This window comes from Actinomadura sp. WMMB 499 (genome assembly GCF_008824145.1).
Taxonomy (GTDB): Bacteria; Actinomycetota; Actinomycetes; order Streptosporangiales; family Streptosporangiaceae; genus Spirillospora.
In genome coordinates this window covers 855,141-870,177 of sequence record NZ_CP044407.1, presented here as the reverse complement: position 1 = coordinate 870,177, position 15,037 = coordinate 855,141, and the positions used below count along the sequence as shown (strand labels likewise).

The 15,037-nt window shown below is 75.6% G+C and carries 12 protein-coding genes and 1 pseudogene; 4 read left to right on the top strand and 9 right to left on the bottom strand.

The features are described 5' to 3' along the window. Positions 1–89 precede the first annotated feature (89 nt). From F7P10_RS43870 to F7P10_RS03835, 5 genes are read right to left on the bottom strand one after another with little or no spacing between them, the layout of a single operon-like run. Positions 90–866, bottom strand: coding sequence for an ABC transporter ATP-binding protein (locus tag F7P10_RS43870; RefSeq protein ID WP_151008104.1), 777 nt, complete (start codon positions 864–866; stop codon positions 90–92). Further along, positions 863–1,939 (bottom strand): iron chelate uptake ABC transporter family permease subunit, encoded by a 1,077-nt coding sequence (locus F7P10_RS43865; RefSeq protein WP_176611289.1) that lies wholly within the window; start codon positions 1,937–1,939, stop codon positions 863–865. The genes F7P10_RS43870 and F7P10_RS43865 overlap by 4 nt, the downstream gene beginning before the upstream one ends. Next, on the bottom strand, positions 1,936–2,925 hold the full coding sequence (locus F7P10_RS03845) for an iron ABC transporter permease (RefSeq protein WP_151008103.1): 990 nt from the start codon (positions 2,923–2,925) through the stop codon (positions 1,936–1,938). The genes F7P10_RS43865 and F7P10_RS03845 overlap by 4 nt, the downstream gene beginning before the upstream one ends. Next, a complete protein-coding gene (locus F7P10_RS03840) occupies positions 2,915–3,733 on the bottom strand; it encodes a siderophore-interacting protein (protein WP_151008102.1) in 819 nt (272 codons plus the stop codon). The genes F7P10_RS03845 and F7P10_RS03840 overlap by 11 nt, the downstream gene beginning before the upstream one ends. Beyond that, the gene (locus tag F7P10_RS03835; protein WP_151008101.1) at positions 3,730–4,728 is read right to left on the bottom strand and encodes an ABC transporter substrate-binding protein; all 999 of its coding nucleotides are present in this window, start codon (positions 4,726–4,728) and stop codon (positions 3,730–3,732) included. Before F7P10_RS03835 ends, F7P10_RS03840 begins: the two co-directional genes overlap by 4 nt. A 109-nt stretch (positions 4,729–4,837) precedes the next feature. Here F7P10_RS03835 and F7P10_RS03830 point away from each other — a divergent pair, with 109 nt between their 5' ends. Next, on the top strand, positions 4,838–5,626 hold the full coding sequence (locus F7P10_RS03830; protein ID WP_218040368.1) for an AraC family transcriptional regulator: 789 nt from the start codon (positions 4,838–4,840) through the stop codon (positions 5,624–5,626). A gap of 79 nt (positions 5,627–5,705) precedes the next feature. Here the strand turns inward: F7P10_RS03830 and F7P10_RS03825 are convergent. The 4 genes and pseudogenes from F7P10_RS03825 to F7P10_RS03815 all read right to left on the bottom strand — a co-directional run bounded on the left by F7P10_RS03825 (position 5,706) and on the right by F7P10_RS03815 (position 8,225). Next, positions 5,706–7,087 (bottom strand): annotated as a pseudogene (locus F7P10_RS03825) (aspartate aminotransferase family protein). A gap of 51 nt (positions 7,088–7,138) precedes the next feature. Next, positions 7,139–7,324, bottom strand: coding sequence for a hypothetical protein (locus tag F7P10_RS43115; RefSeq protein ID WP_218040367.1), 186 nt, complete (start codon positions 7,322–7,324; stop codon positions 7,139–7,141). After that, positions 7,321–7,713, bottom strand: coding sequence for a transposase (locus tag F7P10_RS43110; protein WP_254716722.1), 393 nt, complete (start codon positions 7,711–7,713; stop codon positions 7,321–7,323). Before F7P10_RS43110 ends, F7P10_RS43115 begins: the two co-directional genes overlap by 4 nt. Further along, positions 7,629–8,225 carry a winged helix-turn-helix domain-containing protein gene (locus tag F7P10_RS03815; RefSeq protein WP_151008099.1) on the bottom strand — a complete coding sequence of 199 codons (597 nt, stop codon included), beginning with the start codon at positions 8,223–8,225 and terminating at the stop codon, positions 7,629–7,631. Before F7P10_RS03815 ends, F7P10_RS43110 begins: the two co-directional genes overlap by 85 nt. Before the next feature lie 204 nt (positions 8,226–8,429). Here F7P10_RS03815 and F7P10_RS03810 point away from each other — a divergent pair, with 204 nt between their 5' ends. The 3 genes from F7P10_RS03810 to F7P10_RS03805 are packed head-to-tail and all read left to right on the top strand — an operon-like array spanning position 8,430 to position 14,994. Beyond that, positions 8,430–11,633: a DUF4132 domain-containing protein gene (locus tag F7P10_RS03810; protein ID WP_151008098.1), complete on the top strand. Its 3,204-nt coding sequence runs from the start codon at positions 8,430–8,432 to the stop codon at positions 11,631–11,633. Continuing rightward, on the top strand, positions 11,630–11,791 hold the full coding sequence (locus F7P10_RS41985; protein WP_176611288.1) for a hypothetical protein: 162 nt from the start codon (positions 11,630–11,632) through the stop codon (positions 11,789–11,791). The genes F7P10_RS03810 and F7P10_RS41985 overlap by 4 nt, the downstream gene beginning before the upstream one ends. Next, on the top strand, positions 11,788–14,994 hold the full coding sequence (locus tag F7P10_RS03805) for a DUF4132 domain-containing protein (RefSeq protein WP_151008097.1): 3,207 nt from the start codon (positions 11,788–11,790) through the stop codon (positions 14,992–14,994). Before F7P10_RS41985 ends, F7P10_RS03805 begins: the two co-directional genes overlap by 4 nt. Positions 14,995–15,037 lie beyond the last annotated feature (43 nt).

Here is a 15,037-nt window from a genome sequence, read left to right as displayed (position 1 = left end):
CGCGACCCCCGCATGACCAGGGGTTATAACATAGAGTTACGGATCGATTGCACACAAGTGGCAGAACGGGGGGACGCGGCCCGATGATTTCAGGGAGTCGGAACGATCATCGGGGTGGCGGTCAGCGGGTCGGGGACGACGATGCAGGGGAGGTCGAACACCTCCTTGACGAGCGCCGCGTCGACGATGTCGCCGGGCGCGCCCGCCGCGACGACGCGGCCGTCCCGCATGGCGACCAGATGGTCGGCGAACCGGCACGCCTGGTTGATGTCGTGCAGCACCGCGACGATGGTACGGCCCTCGTCGCGGAGGCGGGCGAGGAGCGCGAGCAACTGGTACTGGTGCGTGATGTCGAGGAAGGTCGTGGGCTCGTCCAGCAGCAGGTAGGAGGTCTCCTGCGCGAGCACCATCGCGACCCACGCCCGCTGCCGCTGCCCGCCCGACAGGCTCTCCACCGGACGGTCCGCGAGCTCGGCGACGCCCGCGGCGTCCATCGCCGCCGCGACCGCGCGCTCGTCCTCCCGCGACCACGCCGACAGCAGCGTCTGGTGCGGGTAGCGGCCGCGCGCCACCAGCTGCCGGACGAGCATGTTCTCCGGCGCGACGAGGCCCTGCGGCAGGAAGCCGACCTCGCGCGCGAACGGCTTCGGGCGGTACCCGGCGACGTCCCGGCCGTCGAGCTCGACCCGCCCGGCCGCCGGGGACAGCTGCCGGGCGAACGCGCGCAGCAGCGTCGACTTGCCGCACGCGTTCGTCCCGATCACCGCGGTGAACCTCCCGTCGGGGACGTCCAGCGTCAGGTTCTCCGACACGGTCCGGTCGCCGTAGCCGAGGGTGATGTCGCGGGCGGTCAGCCGACCCGTCACGGTCGTCTCACTTCCTTGATGAGCAGCCAGATGAGGTAGGTGCCGCCGATCGCGGTCGTCACCACGCCGACCGGCAGCTGGACGGGCGCGAGGACCGTCTGCGCGGCGATGTCGGCGGCCAGGAGCAGCAGCGCGCCGGTCAGCGCGGCGGGCAGCGCCGGGACCCCGGGCGCGCCCGCGAGCCGCCGCCCGATCTGCGGGGCGGCGAGCGCCACGAACACGATCGGGCCCGCCGCGGACGTCACGGCGGCGGTGCAGCCCACCCCCGCCAGGATGGCGAGCGGCCGCAGCCGCTTCAGGTGGACGCCCGACGCGGCGGCGACCTCCTCGCCCAGCGTCGCCTGGTGCAGGGCGCGGGACAGGACGGCGAGCAGCGCCAGGAACACGCCGGTGAGCAGGAACGGGAACCGCAGCTCGGCCCAGTCGAGCCCGTTGAGGGAGCCCGCCTGCCAGCCCGTCGCCGCCGTCGCCACCTCGAGGTCGGCGCGCAGGATGATCCACGAGTTCAGGGCGGTCAGCATCGCGTTCGCGGCGATGCCGACGACGATGAGCCGCAGCCCGCCGACCCCCGAACCGAGCGACAGCACGTAGACCGCCGCGGCGGTGAGCACCCCGCCCACGATGGAGCCGGTCGCCAGGCCCGCCGCCGACCCGCCGAACACCGTGATCGCCACGAGCACGCCGCTGTAGGCGCCGGCGTCCAGGCCGATGACGTCGGGGCTGCCGAGCGGGTTGCGGGTGAGGTTCTGGAAGACCGACCCGGCGGCGCCCAGGGCCGCGCCGAACAGCAGCGCGGCGGCGACCCGCGGCAGCCGCCACTCCTGTACCACGAGGACGGAGTCGCCGTACCCGGCGAGCGCGGGCAGGACCGTCGCGGGGGAGTCCCATTCGTCGCCCCGGCACAGCCCCACGATCCCGAGGAGCAGCCCCGCCCCGGCGAGGACGAGCGACGCCGCGAGCGTCCGCCGCTCCAGCTGGGCCGTGACCGGCCCGGCGCGCAGGACCAGCGCGCGTGCGGTGGCCGCCCGCGCGCCGTCCCCGACGGCGTCCTTCTTCCCGATGTCCGGCTTCACAGGGCCACCGCCCCGTACCGGCGCACGGCCCAGATCAGGACGGGCGCGCCGACGAACGCGGTGACGATCGCGACCGGCACCTCGCCGGTCGGCAGCAGGACCCGCGAGCCGATATCGGACGCGACCAGCAGCACGGGACCGAGCACCATCGTGTACGCCATCAGCCACGGCACCGACCCGCCGGCGGCGCGGCGCGCCAGGTGCGGCACCATCAGCCCGACGAACGCGATCGGCCCGGCGATCGCCGTCGAGGCCCCGGCGAGCACCGTGAACAGCGCGAGCGCCGCGAGCCGGACCCGGGCGACGCGCGCGCCGAGCGCCTGGGCGACGTTCTCGCCCAGCGCCAGGCCCGCCAGCGGGCGGGCCGCGACCATCGCGCTGGCCAGGGCGAGCCCGATGGCCAGCAGCGGCAGCTCGAGCGAGAGCCGCTCCCGTCCGGCCAGCGCCCCCACCGACCAGAACCGGAACCGGTCCAGGGCGTCCGGGTAGGCCAGCCGCAGCGCCATCGACAGCCCCTGCAGCACGAACGTCAGCGCGACCCCCGCCAGGACGAGCCGCAGCGGGAACGTCCGGCCGACGCCGTAGACGACGAGCATCGCGATGCCCGCGCCCGCCAGCGCGAGGCCCAGCTGCGCGGACGACGACCCGGCGAAGCCCGCCGCGGCGCCCACCGTGATCGCGAACCCGGCGCCGGCGTTCACGCCGAGGACGCCGGGCTCGGCGAGCGGGTTGCGGGTCAGCGTCTGGATCAGCGTCCCCGCGGTGCCGAGGGCGGCTCCGACGAACACGGCGATGATCGTGCGCGGCACCCTGATGTCGCGCACGATCACGTGCTCGTCCGTCCCCGCGTACGCGGTGAGGGCCTCCCAGGCGTCGCCGGGCCCGGCCCTCCCGGCCCCGACGCACACGCTGGCGAACGCCAGCGCGGCCAGGACCAGGAGGGCCGCGACCAGGACGGTGATCCGGCGGGGGAGGTCACGCGCCAAGGTCGGCCACTCCGCGCTTCCAGTAGCCGGTGATGTACGCGCCCATCCGGTCCTTGCTCCACGCCCGCAGCGGCTTGATCGCGTCGGCCTCCCCGGCCGCGACCAGGAACGACGACCCGGGCGCGGGCTCCAGCCCCATGACCGTGTCCGCGAGCCGCGAAGCGGTGCCGTTCCGGACGAGCCGGATGATCTCGACGCCGTCCCGTTCGGCGAGCGGGTACTCGTGCTCGGCCTCGTCGGACGTCTCGACCACCGCCGTCGCCGACACCCCGGCCGGCGCCTCCTCCAGCCAGCGGCCGAGGGCGGGCAGCGCGGTGGCGTCGAGCGCGAAGACGTAGTGGTCGTGGTGGTGCGGGAACGCCTTCGCGCCCGCCGGCCCGGCGATCACGGCCGCGTCGCCGACGGACGCCCCCGCGGCCCACGTCGAGGCGAGCCCGCCCTCGTGCAGGACGAAGTCGAGGTCCAGCTCCCGCGCCTCCGCGTCGTACCGGCGGATCGTGTACCGGCGGCTGGGCGGCGACGGGCGCGGCCACTCCAGGTCGAGCGTCTCGGGGTTGTGGACGGGGACGCGCAGCGTCCCGTCCGGATCCGGGAACACGATCTTGATGTGGTCGTCGGCCTGGTAGGTGTGCACGCCGCCGGCGAGCCCGTCGCCGCCGAACGTCAGCCGCAGCATCCGCGGCGTGACGTACTCGCGGCGCAGGATCGCGGCGGTGCGCACCTCGATCGGGTAGCCGACGCGCTCGACGCCCGAGCCCGACCGGTGGTGCTCCAGCACCCGCGCGCGAGGGTTGTCCCGCCGCATCATTCCCGGCCGTCTTCCAGCAGCGGCGCGAGCGTCTTGTCGACGTCGTCGAGGGCCAGCATCGCCGACTTGTAGGTGGCGGCGGCGGTGTAGCGCAGGCCGAAGGTCTTGCCGGCCTTGACCGCGGGCAGGTTCTTCCACAGCTTGGAGTCCAGGGCGAACTGCACCGTCTCGCCGGTGGAACCGTCGGGCTCCAGCGAGTAGGTGATGGCGTCCGCCTCGCCGAGGCTCTCCGGCATCTCCTCGATCGACGGGGTCTCCGACACGTCCTTGGAGCCGCCGCCCTTCTTCTTGACCTGGCCGTAGTAGGTCACGCCGACGTCCTCGGCGATGTTCGTCCCCCACGACTGGCTGAACTCCCGCATGAACGTCCCGCTGGAGACGTCCCCGTAGGTACCGACGTGCCCGAACTTCACGCCGTCCAGGGCGTCCGCGTACTTGGTCTTCAGCTCGGCGGCCTTCTTGTCGTAGGCGGCCTTGGCGCCCGCGTAGTACTCCTGGCGGCCCGCGGCGTCCGCCTGGCGCCGCGACAGCTCCCGCCACGCCGACGGGACGGTCGGCCCGATGACCGCGACGGGCGCGATCGACTCCAGCCGCTTCATGTCGATGTCGCCGAGCACGGGGCGGGGCACGCCGATCACGATGAGGTCCGGCTTCGCCTCGGCGATGGCCTCGTAGTTGGTCGAGGCGGCGGTCTCGTCCGCGATCTTCTTGATCCCGTCGTAGGTCTCGCGGTCCTCGGGGGACATCATCTCCAGCCCGCGCTTCCAGCTGGAGATGCCGACGAGCGCCGCGTCGGCCTCGATGAGCACCGGCACCGCGTACCCCGTCGCGACGACCCGCCGGGGGTCGGCGGGGATGGTCACGTCGCCGTTGTCGGCGGCGAAGGTCCGGGTCTCCCCGGACGCCTCGGCGTCACCGGAGGATCCCGAACCGCAGCCGGTCACCAGGACGAGCGCGGCGGCGAGCGCTCCGGCGAGTCGCGTGCGAGTGGACATGGGTGCTTCCTTACGTCATTCAAGTGAGAACACCGCCCTGACCTGCGCCGGGCGGCGGACTTAGGCTAGCCTTACTTAAGTTTCGGACATATCGGTGAGAGGACATCTTGTGCGCCCCGGAGGTCACCTGCACGACGATCCCGTCCACGTCGAGGAGTACGGCTACGGTCTCGGCAAGCCCGACGGGATCTTCGTGCTCAAGTACCGGTCGGCGAGCGGCCTCACGTTCGGCGAGCCCCGCCAGGACTTCCTGCACCAGCTCTACTGGTCGCCCGACGGGGTCCTCGCGGTGCTGAACGGCTCGACCTCCGCGTTCCTCGGCCCCCGCGAGGCGTACTGGGCCGGCCGCGCCACCGCTCACGAGGTCCGCGCGGGCGACCACCAGACCGTCTACCGCGTCTGCCTGCGCGAGATCCCGCCCGCGCTGCGCGACCACCGCTGCGGGCCGGTCGCGGTCGACGCCGAGGCCGCCGACCTCGTCCGGCGGATCGCCCGCCGGGACTGCGACACCGGCACCGCGCTCGCCGCCCGCCGCCGCATCATGACCGGCCTCGCCCCGCTCTCCGGCCGGGCCGTGCCGCGCCCCGGCACCGGCGGCGGGTACGCCCTCACCGTCGCCCGCGCCCTCTCGCACGACCCCGCCGACCCCACCTCGCTCAGCGAGTGGGCGCGCCGCCTCCGGATCAGCTCCAAGACGCTGCAGCGCGACTTCGACCGCGAGTTCGGCATGCCCTACACCCGGTGGCGCACCCGGCACCGGCTCAGCGCCGCCCGCGTCCTGCTGCACGCCCACCCCGTCACCGAGGTCGCCCACAAGGTCGGCTACGCGAGCCCGTCCGCGTTCATCGCCGCCTACGCCGACCTGTACGGCCGCACCCCCGGCCGCGACCGCGGCTGACCCCGCCCGGCCGACCCGCCCGGCCGACCCGCCCGGCCGACCCGCCCGGCCGACCCGCCCGCCGGCCGCGCCGGGCCGGTCACACGGCGGGCACGGCCCCGCGCAGCGCCGCCGCGATCCGGTGCACGTCGGCCTCGCCGGTGCGCCAGTTGCTGAACGCCGCCCGCAGCGCCGGCACCCCCTCGTGGACCGTCGGGGTGAGGAACGCCTCGCCCGCCACGCGATCCGCGAGCGCCGCGAGCCGGTCCGGGTCCGGACGGTCGGCGAGCGTGAAGCACACGACGTTCAGCCGGACCGGCGCGAGCAGCCGCAGCCCCGGGACCGCCTCGACCGCGTCGCCCAGCGCCCGCGCGCACGCCGTGCACCGCTCCACGATCTCCCGGTGGCCGTCCCGGCCGTAGGCGCGCAGCGCGAACCACGCGGCGAGCGCCCGCAGCCGCCGGGAGTTCTCCGGCGTCAGATGCACCAGATCGGGGGAGTCGCCCAGCGGGCCGAGGTAGGCGGCCGCGTTCCGGAAGACGGACGCCTGCAGGTCGGGCCGCCGGGTGAACTGCAGGCCGCTCCCGTACGGGACGTTCAGCCACTTGTGCAGGTCGACGCAGATCGAGTCGGCCGCGTCGAGCCCCTCGACCAGGTGCGCGTGCGCCGGGGACAGCGCCGCGAACCCCCGAACGCGGCGTCCACGTGCAGCCAGAACGGGTACCGCTCCCGGAGCGCGGCGATCGCGCGCAGGTCGTCGAAGTCGCCGGTGTTGACGGTGCCCGCGTCCGCGACCACCACGCACGGGCCGCCCGCGTCCCGCAGCGCGCGCTCGAGCGCCGCCGGGTCCACGGCCTCGCGCCCCTCCAGCGTGGGCACCGCGACCAGGGAGCGGCGCCCCAGGCCCAGCAGCGCGAGGGCCTTGGAGACGCTCGAGTGCGCCGCCCCCGACAGGACCCGGACGTCGCCCAGCGCGCCCGTCCCGTCCTCCGCGACCGACACGCCCGCCCGCTCGCCGAGCCATTCCCGCGCGATCGCGAGCCCCACGGTGTTGGACGCGGTCGCACCGCCGAGGAACGCTCCGTGGTGCGCGTCCGACAGCCCGAACAGCCCGCGCAGCCACCCGACCGTCTCCCGCTCCAGCCGCTGGCCCGCACCGTCCAGCGACGTCACCGAGTTCTGGTCCCACACCCCGGTCATCCAGTCGCCCGCGAGCGCCGCCGGGGTCGCCCCGCCGGTGACGAACCCCAGGTAGCGCGGGCCCGCGCTCGCCGACAGCGCCGGCTCCCAGCGGTCCGCGAACGCCGCGAGGGCGCCCGCCAGCCCGGCCCCCTCGTCCGGCAGCGGCTCCGGCTCTGCCGGCTCCGCCCCCGGGACGACCTCGCGCTCGCCCAGCCGTCCGAGGACCCCGGCCGCGTGCTCCCGGACCTCCTCCAGCAGGCGCGGCAGCCCGTCGCGGTCCTCGGCGAGCCTCGGATGCATGTGATCTCCCCCGTTCGTTCCCGGTCCGGCCGGTCACGACGCTAACCAGAGTTAATTGGTGATGGCGGTGGTGAGGGTGAGGCCTGTGGGGGCGAGGCAGCCGTCGATCACGCCGGGGTGGTGCTGGATGACCTTGAGCCGGTGCTTGATCATGCCGGCGAGGTCGTCCAGGTCGGTGGCCAGGAAGTTGACCATGGAGCGTTTCAGCAGCGACCACACCGTCTCGGCCGGGTTCAACTCGGGGCGTAGGCTGGCAGGTAGAACACCGTGAGCCAGTCGGCGTGGGCATCGATGAACGCGCGCATCGCCTTGGAGTGGTGGATGCCGAGGTTGTCCCAGACCAGCACGATCTTGCCGCCGGGAAGCTGCTGGTGGGCGGCTTGGAGCATGCGCTTGTACTCGGCGAGGGTGAAGCCGGCGCGTTCGTCTTTGCGGCGGCGGTAGCGGTGGATGCGGTAGATCAGCCGGGAGCGGTGGCCGGGCCGGTAGCAGACCATTCCGGCGATCGAGACCCGCGAGCCGTGCTCGCCGCCGTGCACGCTCACCCGGGGTCGGTGTCCCCGGCGGCTCCAGGTGCGTCCTTTGGGCGGCTTGAGCCCCTGACCGGCCTCATCTTCGAAGCAGATCCAGGCGCCCAGGTCCGCCGCGGTGTTTCCACCTGCGGCCACACCTGCTCTTTCCACACCTCGATCGCCCGGTCGTTGCGTTCGATGGCGCGGCGTCCGGGGACCTGCACCGACCAGCCGTTGCGGCGCAGCAGCAGCGACACACCCGGCCGGGTGTAGTCGATGCCGAACAGCCGGCGGATCACCTCGGCGACCCGGTCCAGCGTCCACCGCTGGTCATGGGCCCAGCCGTGCGCGGCGGGGCCGCGGTTCAGTTCGGCCTCCAGCTGCGCGAAGGCCGCCTGGTCCAGCCGCGGGCGCCCGTGCGGACCCTTGGACCGCAGCGCCTCGGCCCCGCCCTCGCGCCAGGCCCGCCGCCACTTCTCCACCTGCCGCAGCCCGACCCGCAGATCGGCGGCGATCCGGGCGTTGGGCCGCCCTTCGGTGAACCACTGCGCGGCCTGCATCCGTACTTGTTCTCGTTTGTCACGGCCGACGGCGGTCATCCCGCCGCCCTGGGGGTATCTGGCCATGTCACCGGCATACGCCCACACCGACGGTCCGTCGACTTACCCGGCCGCCATCACCCAATAACCCTGGTTAGGTCTCGGACGCCCTCGCGCGCCCGGTCCAATCCGAGGAATCGGCCCACGTCATGCCGCGCGCCGTCCGGCGAGGTGCCCTGAACGGCCGGATTCGATCTCGTTTGTCGTGGTCTTTCTCTACGGTGATGCACCGTGAGCGACCGAGAACACCCCGCCCCCGATGAGAACGTCCTGACGATCCCGGCCGCGTGGCTGCGGCAGATGCATCCGCGGCGGGGCGGCACGCCCGTCCCGCCGCCCCGGGGGAGCCGCGCCAAGGAGGTGCCGGGGCTTCTCGAGGGCGCCGCCGACGCACTCGCCTGGCCGCCGTCCGACGAGGAGGCCGAGCCGTCGCTCCGCGACGCCGCCCGGCGGTATTCGGCCGGGGAGACGGATCCGCTCGGGGCGGCCGTCGTCGCGACCGTCGCGGTCGCCGTGGACATGGGCGAGGCGGGGGTCGACGGGAGATGCCGCCCGTTCGTCGACCACTGGCGCGCCGAGCACGGCCTCGCGTTCGCCGCGTGCGCCGCGGTGGAGTGGTCCCGCCTGCGGGTCCGGAGGCGGGACGGCCGGTGCACGCCGATCCAGAACGAGACCGGCCATCTCGGCCTGATCGGCGAGGAGACGCTCCGGTACGTCCGGCGGCTGCTCGTGGCGGCGCCGGACGCCGAGCACGCGGACGCCGTCCGGCGCCTGGCGGCCCACCGGACGACTCCGGCGCGGCGGCGCGTCGTGTCCTATCTCGTCCCGACGAGGCAGGACTGGCTGGACGAGAGCGCGGCCGATCCGGAGGGCGCGGCCGACGGCCGCCGGCTGGGGTTCCTGTCCATCGACCGCGCCGGCAGGCTCGGGGACCCGCCCGTGCTGTGGCACGTGTACCTGTCCCGCGGATTGCTCGCGACGCTGCTGGACGCCTGCGGCGCGGACGTCCTGCCGATCCTGCTGGCCACCTTCGACCAGCACCTGCCGGCTCGCGCCGCCGACATCGTGCTGGAGGCCGTGGGGGTGCTCCCGACCGACGAGGCGTTCGCCGCGCTGCTGGAGCGCGCCGACCGGGAGCGGGTGCGGCCGGCGCTGATGTCGATGATGGAACGGTTCCCGGTGCGGGCGGCGCGGGTGCTGGCGGCGACGGACACCCCCGGGGCGCTCGATCTGCTGAGGATCCACGTGGCGGCCCGCCCGGAACTCGCCGAGCACCTGCCGGAAGGGGCCCGTGCGCTGCTGGCGCCGCCCGACGGGATTCCGGAGGCCGACCCGGCGAGCCTGCCCGCGCCGCTGTCCGGGCTGCCGTGGGACCGCGCGGTCAAGCCGGTCGTGAAGGGGCTCGAACCGCCCGCGATGCGGACGATCGCCTGGGCGGACGGCGAACGCGAGGAATGGAGCCTCGCGGGCCTGGACGACATGCCCGTCCCGGACGACGTTGACTGGGACGACATCGGGGACGCCTTCCAGAAGGCCAACGGCACGATGCGGGCCCGGATCGCCGTGTACGGGCCGGAGGAGGCGGTCCGGGGCGTCCTCGCCGACTGGGAGGACCCGCCGGGATGGCTCGAGGGAGAGTGGAGCAAGTCCCTCGTCGCCCGCTACGAGGCGGACGCGCTCCCGTTCGCGCACCGCATGGCCAAGGCGGCCCAGCAGAAGCACGCCTCCCTGCTCGTGCCGTTCCTGGACGCCGAGGTCGCGGCCCTGATGGGCGACTGGCTCGCCCGCGGCACCCGGGGCGCGGCGGCCGCCCGCGACTGGTGCGACCGGCACGGCCTCGCGGCGGTGCCGTTCGCCGTCCCGGCGGCGCTCGGCCCGCACGCCGCGCGGCGGCGTGCGGGGGAGGCCGTGCTGCGGCGCGTCGCCGAACGGCACGGCGTCGGCGCCGTCGCGGGCGCCGTCCCCGCCGCGGCGGACGAGCTTCGCGCCGTCCTGGCCGCGCACCCGGCGGCGACCGGCCTGCTGCGCCGCCCCAAGCTCGCGAACTGGGCCGACCCGGCCGTGCTGCCGCGCGTGCTGCTGCGCGGACGGGAGCGGGCATTGGGCCCGGAGCCGACGCGGACGCTCCTCGAGCTGCTGGCGATGCCCGAACTGGACGGCATGGACGCGATCGAGCGGGCGTGCGATCCGGAGTCGCTGGCCCGGTTCGGGCTCGCCCTCTTCCAGGGCTGGCTGTCGGCCGGGATGCCCGCCGAGTACGGCTGGGCACTGGCGCGGCTCGACCGCATCGGCGACGACGCGGCCGTCCCGGTGCTGACGCCGCTCATCCGGAGCTGGCCGGGCAAGGACCGGCTGCACAGCGCCAAGGTCGGGCTGGACGTCCTCGTGGGGATCGGCACCGAAACGGCGCTGGTGTTCCTGCACGACCTGGCCGTCCGGTGGCCGGGCGTCATCCTGCGGAAGGCCGCCGGGCGGGCGTTCGAGCGGGCGGCGGCCGCGCGCGGCGTGTCCGCCGGGGTGCTCGGCGACCGGCTCGTCCCCGACCTCGGCCTGGAGGAGGACGGGGCGGTGACGGTCGACTACGGCCGGCGCGCCTTCACCGTCCGGTTCGACGCGCGGCTCCGGCCCATCGTGACCGACGAGGACGGCGTCCTCCGCAAGTCTCTGCCGAAACCGGGCAAGCGGGACGACCCGGAGGTGGCCCCGGCCGCGCACGCGGCGTTCACCGAGCTGCGCAAGAAGGTCGCCGACGCAACGTCATTCCAGGTCATGCGCATGGAGGAGGCGATGCGGACGGGCCGCACCTGGACGCCCGGCGAGTTCCGCGACCACGCCGTCCGCGACCCGCTCGTCCGGCAGATCGCCCGCCGGCTGGTGTGGTTCGCCGAAGCGAAGGACGGCGGAGCGACGGCGTTCCGGATCGCCGAGGACGGCACGCTCGCGGACGCCGGGGACGACGCCTTCGAGCCGTCCCCGGACGCGCGGATCAGCGTCGCGCACCCGGTGCGGCTCGGCGCGGCGGCCCGCACGTGGGCGGGGATCCTCGCCGACTACGAGCTGCTCCAGCCGTTCCCGCAGCTCGACCACCCGGTGTGGACGCTCACCGACGACGAGCGCGCGGGCGCCGTCCTCGACCGGTTCGCGGGCCGGGACGTGCCGCGTGACGCCGTGTTCGGCCTGTTCTCCCGCGACTGGTTCCGGGTCGGGGAGCGGGGCGAGATCGAGACGATGGCGCGCGCCATCTCCGGCGGGCACTGCGTCGTCGCCGATTTCGGCCCGTGCGAGGACGCACCGGACCGCCGCACGATCCGGCGCGTGCGGGCCGCCACCGGACCCGGGCACGGCGCGGCGCCCGTCCCGTTCGGCGACCTGGACCCCGTCATCGCCTCCGAGGCCCTCAACGACCTGCTCATGGCCGCCGGGACGGCGTCGTGACCGATCGTCGCACCGGCCTGCCGCCGCTCCGCCGGCCCGCTCACGACGTGCCCGCCCGCTCCGGCAACCCCGTGCGGTTCCGCGACCCCGATTCCGTCCGCACGTCCGAAGCGCTGCCCGCGCCGCCGCGCCGGCCCGCCGACCTGGAGAGACCTTGACCCCCGACGAAGACGTCCTGACGATCCCCGCCGCCTGGGTGCGGGTGCTGCACCCGCGGCGCGGCGGCACGCGCGTCCCGCCGCCGCGCGGGAACCGCGCGGCCGAGGTGCCCGCGCTGCTCGCGAAAGCGGGCGACCGCGCCGCCCGCCCGGCGCTCGAGCGCACGCCGGACGGCGAACTGCGCGACGCCGTCCGGCGGCATCTGGACGGCGCTCCGGACCCGGCCGGGGCCGCCGTGGTCGCGCACGCGACCGTCCGCGGCACCACCGAACGCGTGGGCGGGATCGGCCCGCCCGTGGACCTGGTCCCGCGGTTCGTCGACCACTGGCGTGCCGAGCACGGGATCGGGTTCGCCGCCTGCGCGCTCGTCGAGCTGAGCCTGCTCAGGATCGTCCGGGCGGGGCTGCGGCGGGATCCGGGCGACGAGGGCTTCGGGCTGGTCGCGCCGGAAACCGCCCGGTACGTCCGGCGGCTCCTGGTGGCGGCGCCCGAGCGCGACCACGACGCGGCGTTGCACCGCCTCGCGGACCTGCGGACGGACCCGAAGAGCCGGCGGCTCGTGTCGTACCTGGTGCCCGCGCGCCAGGACTGGGTGGACGAGTGCCTGGGGGAGGACGGGGACGACGGGCGCGTCCCGTGGTGGCCCCTGTTGTACTCGCTGGGCAACGCGCCCCAGCTGGAGAGGCTCCCGCCGTCGGCGCTGCCCGCCGTGCCCGCCGAAGCCCTGCTGGCGACGCTGCTGGACGGTCTCGGCGCCGCCCTCCTGGAGCCGCTCCTCGCCCGGCTGGACGCGTGCCGGGCCCCCGACCGGCGGGCGTCGCTGCTGGAGGCCGTGGCCGCGCTGCCGACCGACGAGGCGTTCCGAGCGCTGGTGGAACGTGCCGGAGACGGGCGGGTGCGGTCGACGCTCCCGGCCGTCGCGGCGCGCTTCCCGGTGCGGGCGGTGCGGGTACTGGCGGCGGACGGCGGCGAGCACGCCCGCGACCTGCTCCGGCGGCACCTGGCGGCGCATCCGCGGCTCGCGCCGGAACTGCCGGACGAGCTGCGGCCGCCGGCGCCCGCGTCCGGCGCGATCCCCGACGCGGACCCGGCCGACCTGCCGGAGCCGCTGTGCGGGCTGCCGTGGGACCGGCCGGTGCGGCCGGTCGTGCGGGGCCTGGCGCCGCCCGGCACGAGCGAGATCGTCTGGCGGGACGGGGAACGGGCGCGGTGGGCGGCCGCGGCCGACGACCTGGAGCCGTGGGAGGGCGAGCCGAACTGGGACGAACTCGTGGACGTCCTGCGCGCGGGCGGCGACCCGGTGCTGGAGGGGCGCGTCGCCGTGCACGGACCGGACGAGCGGGTCCGCCCGCTCCTCGCCGCCTGGGAGGGGCCTCCGGCCTGGCTCGACGACGCGTGGACGAGGGCCATCGTCGCCCGGTTCGAACTGGACGCGTACCCGGCCGTGCGCCGTGCGGCCAAGCGGTCGTCGTGGGCGCATGCCGGCCTGCTCCTGCCGTTCCTGGACTCCGCGGTCGCGGAGCTCATGTGCGGTTGGCTCACCCGGGGCAAGCGGGCCGCGCCGGCCGCCCGGGAGTGGGGCGACCGGCACGGTCTCGCGGCCGTCCCGTTCCTGGCGCCGCCCGCGCTGGGCAAGCCGGGGGCGGCGCGCCGCAACGCCGAGGCGATGCTGCGCCGCATCGCCGCCCGGCACGGGGGGGACGCCGTCGCCGCCGCCGTCCCCGCGGCGGCGGAGGAGCTGCGGACGGTGCTCGCCGCGCACCCGGCGGCGACCCGCCTGCACCGCCGCCCGGACCTCCCCGTCTGGGCGGACCCGGACGCGCTGCCGCGCGTGCTGCTGCGCGGGCGGGAACGCGCGCTGCCGCCCGTCTCGATGCGGGCGCTCGCGGAGACGTTCGCCCTGCCGGGGACACCCGGTGCCGACACCGTCCGGGAAGCGTGCGACCCGGCGTCGCTCGCGGCGTTCGGCCTCGCGGTGTTCGAGGGCTGGCGCGCGGCGGGCATGCCCGCCGCGGGGCGCTGGGCGCTGGCGCAGCTCGGCCGCACCGGCGACGACTCGACCGTCGCCGTGCTGGACCCTCTGATCCGGAAGTGGACGGGCCGGACCCGGCTGCCCGACGCCGAAGAGGCGCTCGGCGCGCTCGCCCGCATCGGCACCGACACCGCGCTGCGCGCCGTGCACGACCTGGCCGTCCGGTGGCGGACGGTCGGCGTGCGGACGGCGGCGGCGGAGGCGTTCGGCCGGGCGGCCGCCGCGCGCGGCCTGCCCGCCGACGTGCTCGGCGACCGGCTCGTCCCCGACCTCGGCCTCGGCCACGGCGGCGCGACGACCGTCGACTACGGGCGGCGGCGCTTCACCGTCGCGTTCGACGGGGAGTTCCGGCCGCTCGTGACCGACGGCGACGGCAGGCTCCGCAAGGCACTGCCGAAACCGGGCAGGACGGACGACCCCGACCGGGCTCCGGCCGCGTACAAGGCGTTCACCGACCTGAGACGCGACATCGAGAACGCGGTGTCCCTGCAGACCCTCCGCCTGGAGCGGGCGATGACGGACGGGCGCCGCTGGACGCCCGCGCAGTTCCGCGACCACGCCGTCCGCGACCCGCTCGTCCGGCGGATCGCGCGCCGCCTGGTGTGGATCGCCCACGAGGAGGGCGCGATGGCCGCGTTCCGGATCGCCGAGGACGGCTCGCTCGCCGACGCGGCCGACGAGGCGTTCGACCCGTCCGGCCGGGCCCGGATCGGCGTCGCGCACCCGGTGCTGCTGGGCGCCGACCTCAAGGCGTGGGCCGAGGTGTTCGCCGACTACGAGATCCTGCAGCCGTTCCCCCAGCTCGGCCACCCGGCGTTCCCGCTCGACGGGCTCGAGCGCGACGCGTGCGTCCTGGACCGCTTCGCGGGCGCCGGGACGACCGAACCCGAGGTGCAGAAGCTCGCGGCCCGCGGATGGAGCCGGGACCGGGACCCGGCCACCGGCAAGATCGAGCGGCTCGGGCTACGGACGCCCGGCGACCGGCACATCATCGTGGACACCGAAGCGGGCGCCGGGAACGACCTCGTCGTCCGGCGGGTGCGGGCCGTCACCGGCGGCGGCGACGGGCGGCTCCGCGGCGCGCGCCCCGCACGGTTCGGCGAACTGGACCCGGTCGCCGTGTCCGAAGCGCTCGCCGACCTGACCGCGCTTGCGGGAGCCGGCCGATGACGGGCAGGCCGCCCGTCATCGCGCCGCCGTCCCGAACGGAGGC

Coding starts and splice junctions, on each gene's coding strand:
- F7P10_RS03840 (WP_151008102.1), bottom strand. CDS start 3,733: ATGATGCGGCGGGACAACCCTCGCGCGCGGGTGCTGGAGCACCACCGG.
- F7P10_RS03835 (WP_151008101.1), bottom strand. CDS start 4,728: ATGTCCACTCGCACGCGACTCGCCGGAGCGCTCGCCGCCGCGCTCGTC.
- F7P10_RS03815 (WP_151008099.1), bottom strand. CDS start 8,225: ATGGCCAGATACCCCCAGGGCGGCGGGATGACCGCCGTCGGCCGTGAC.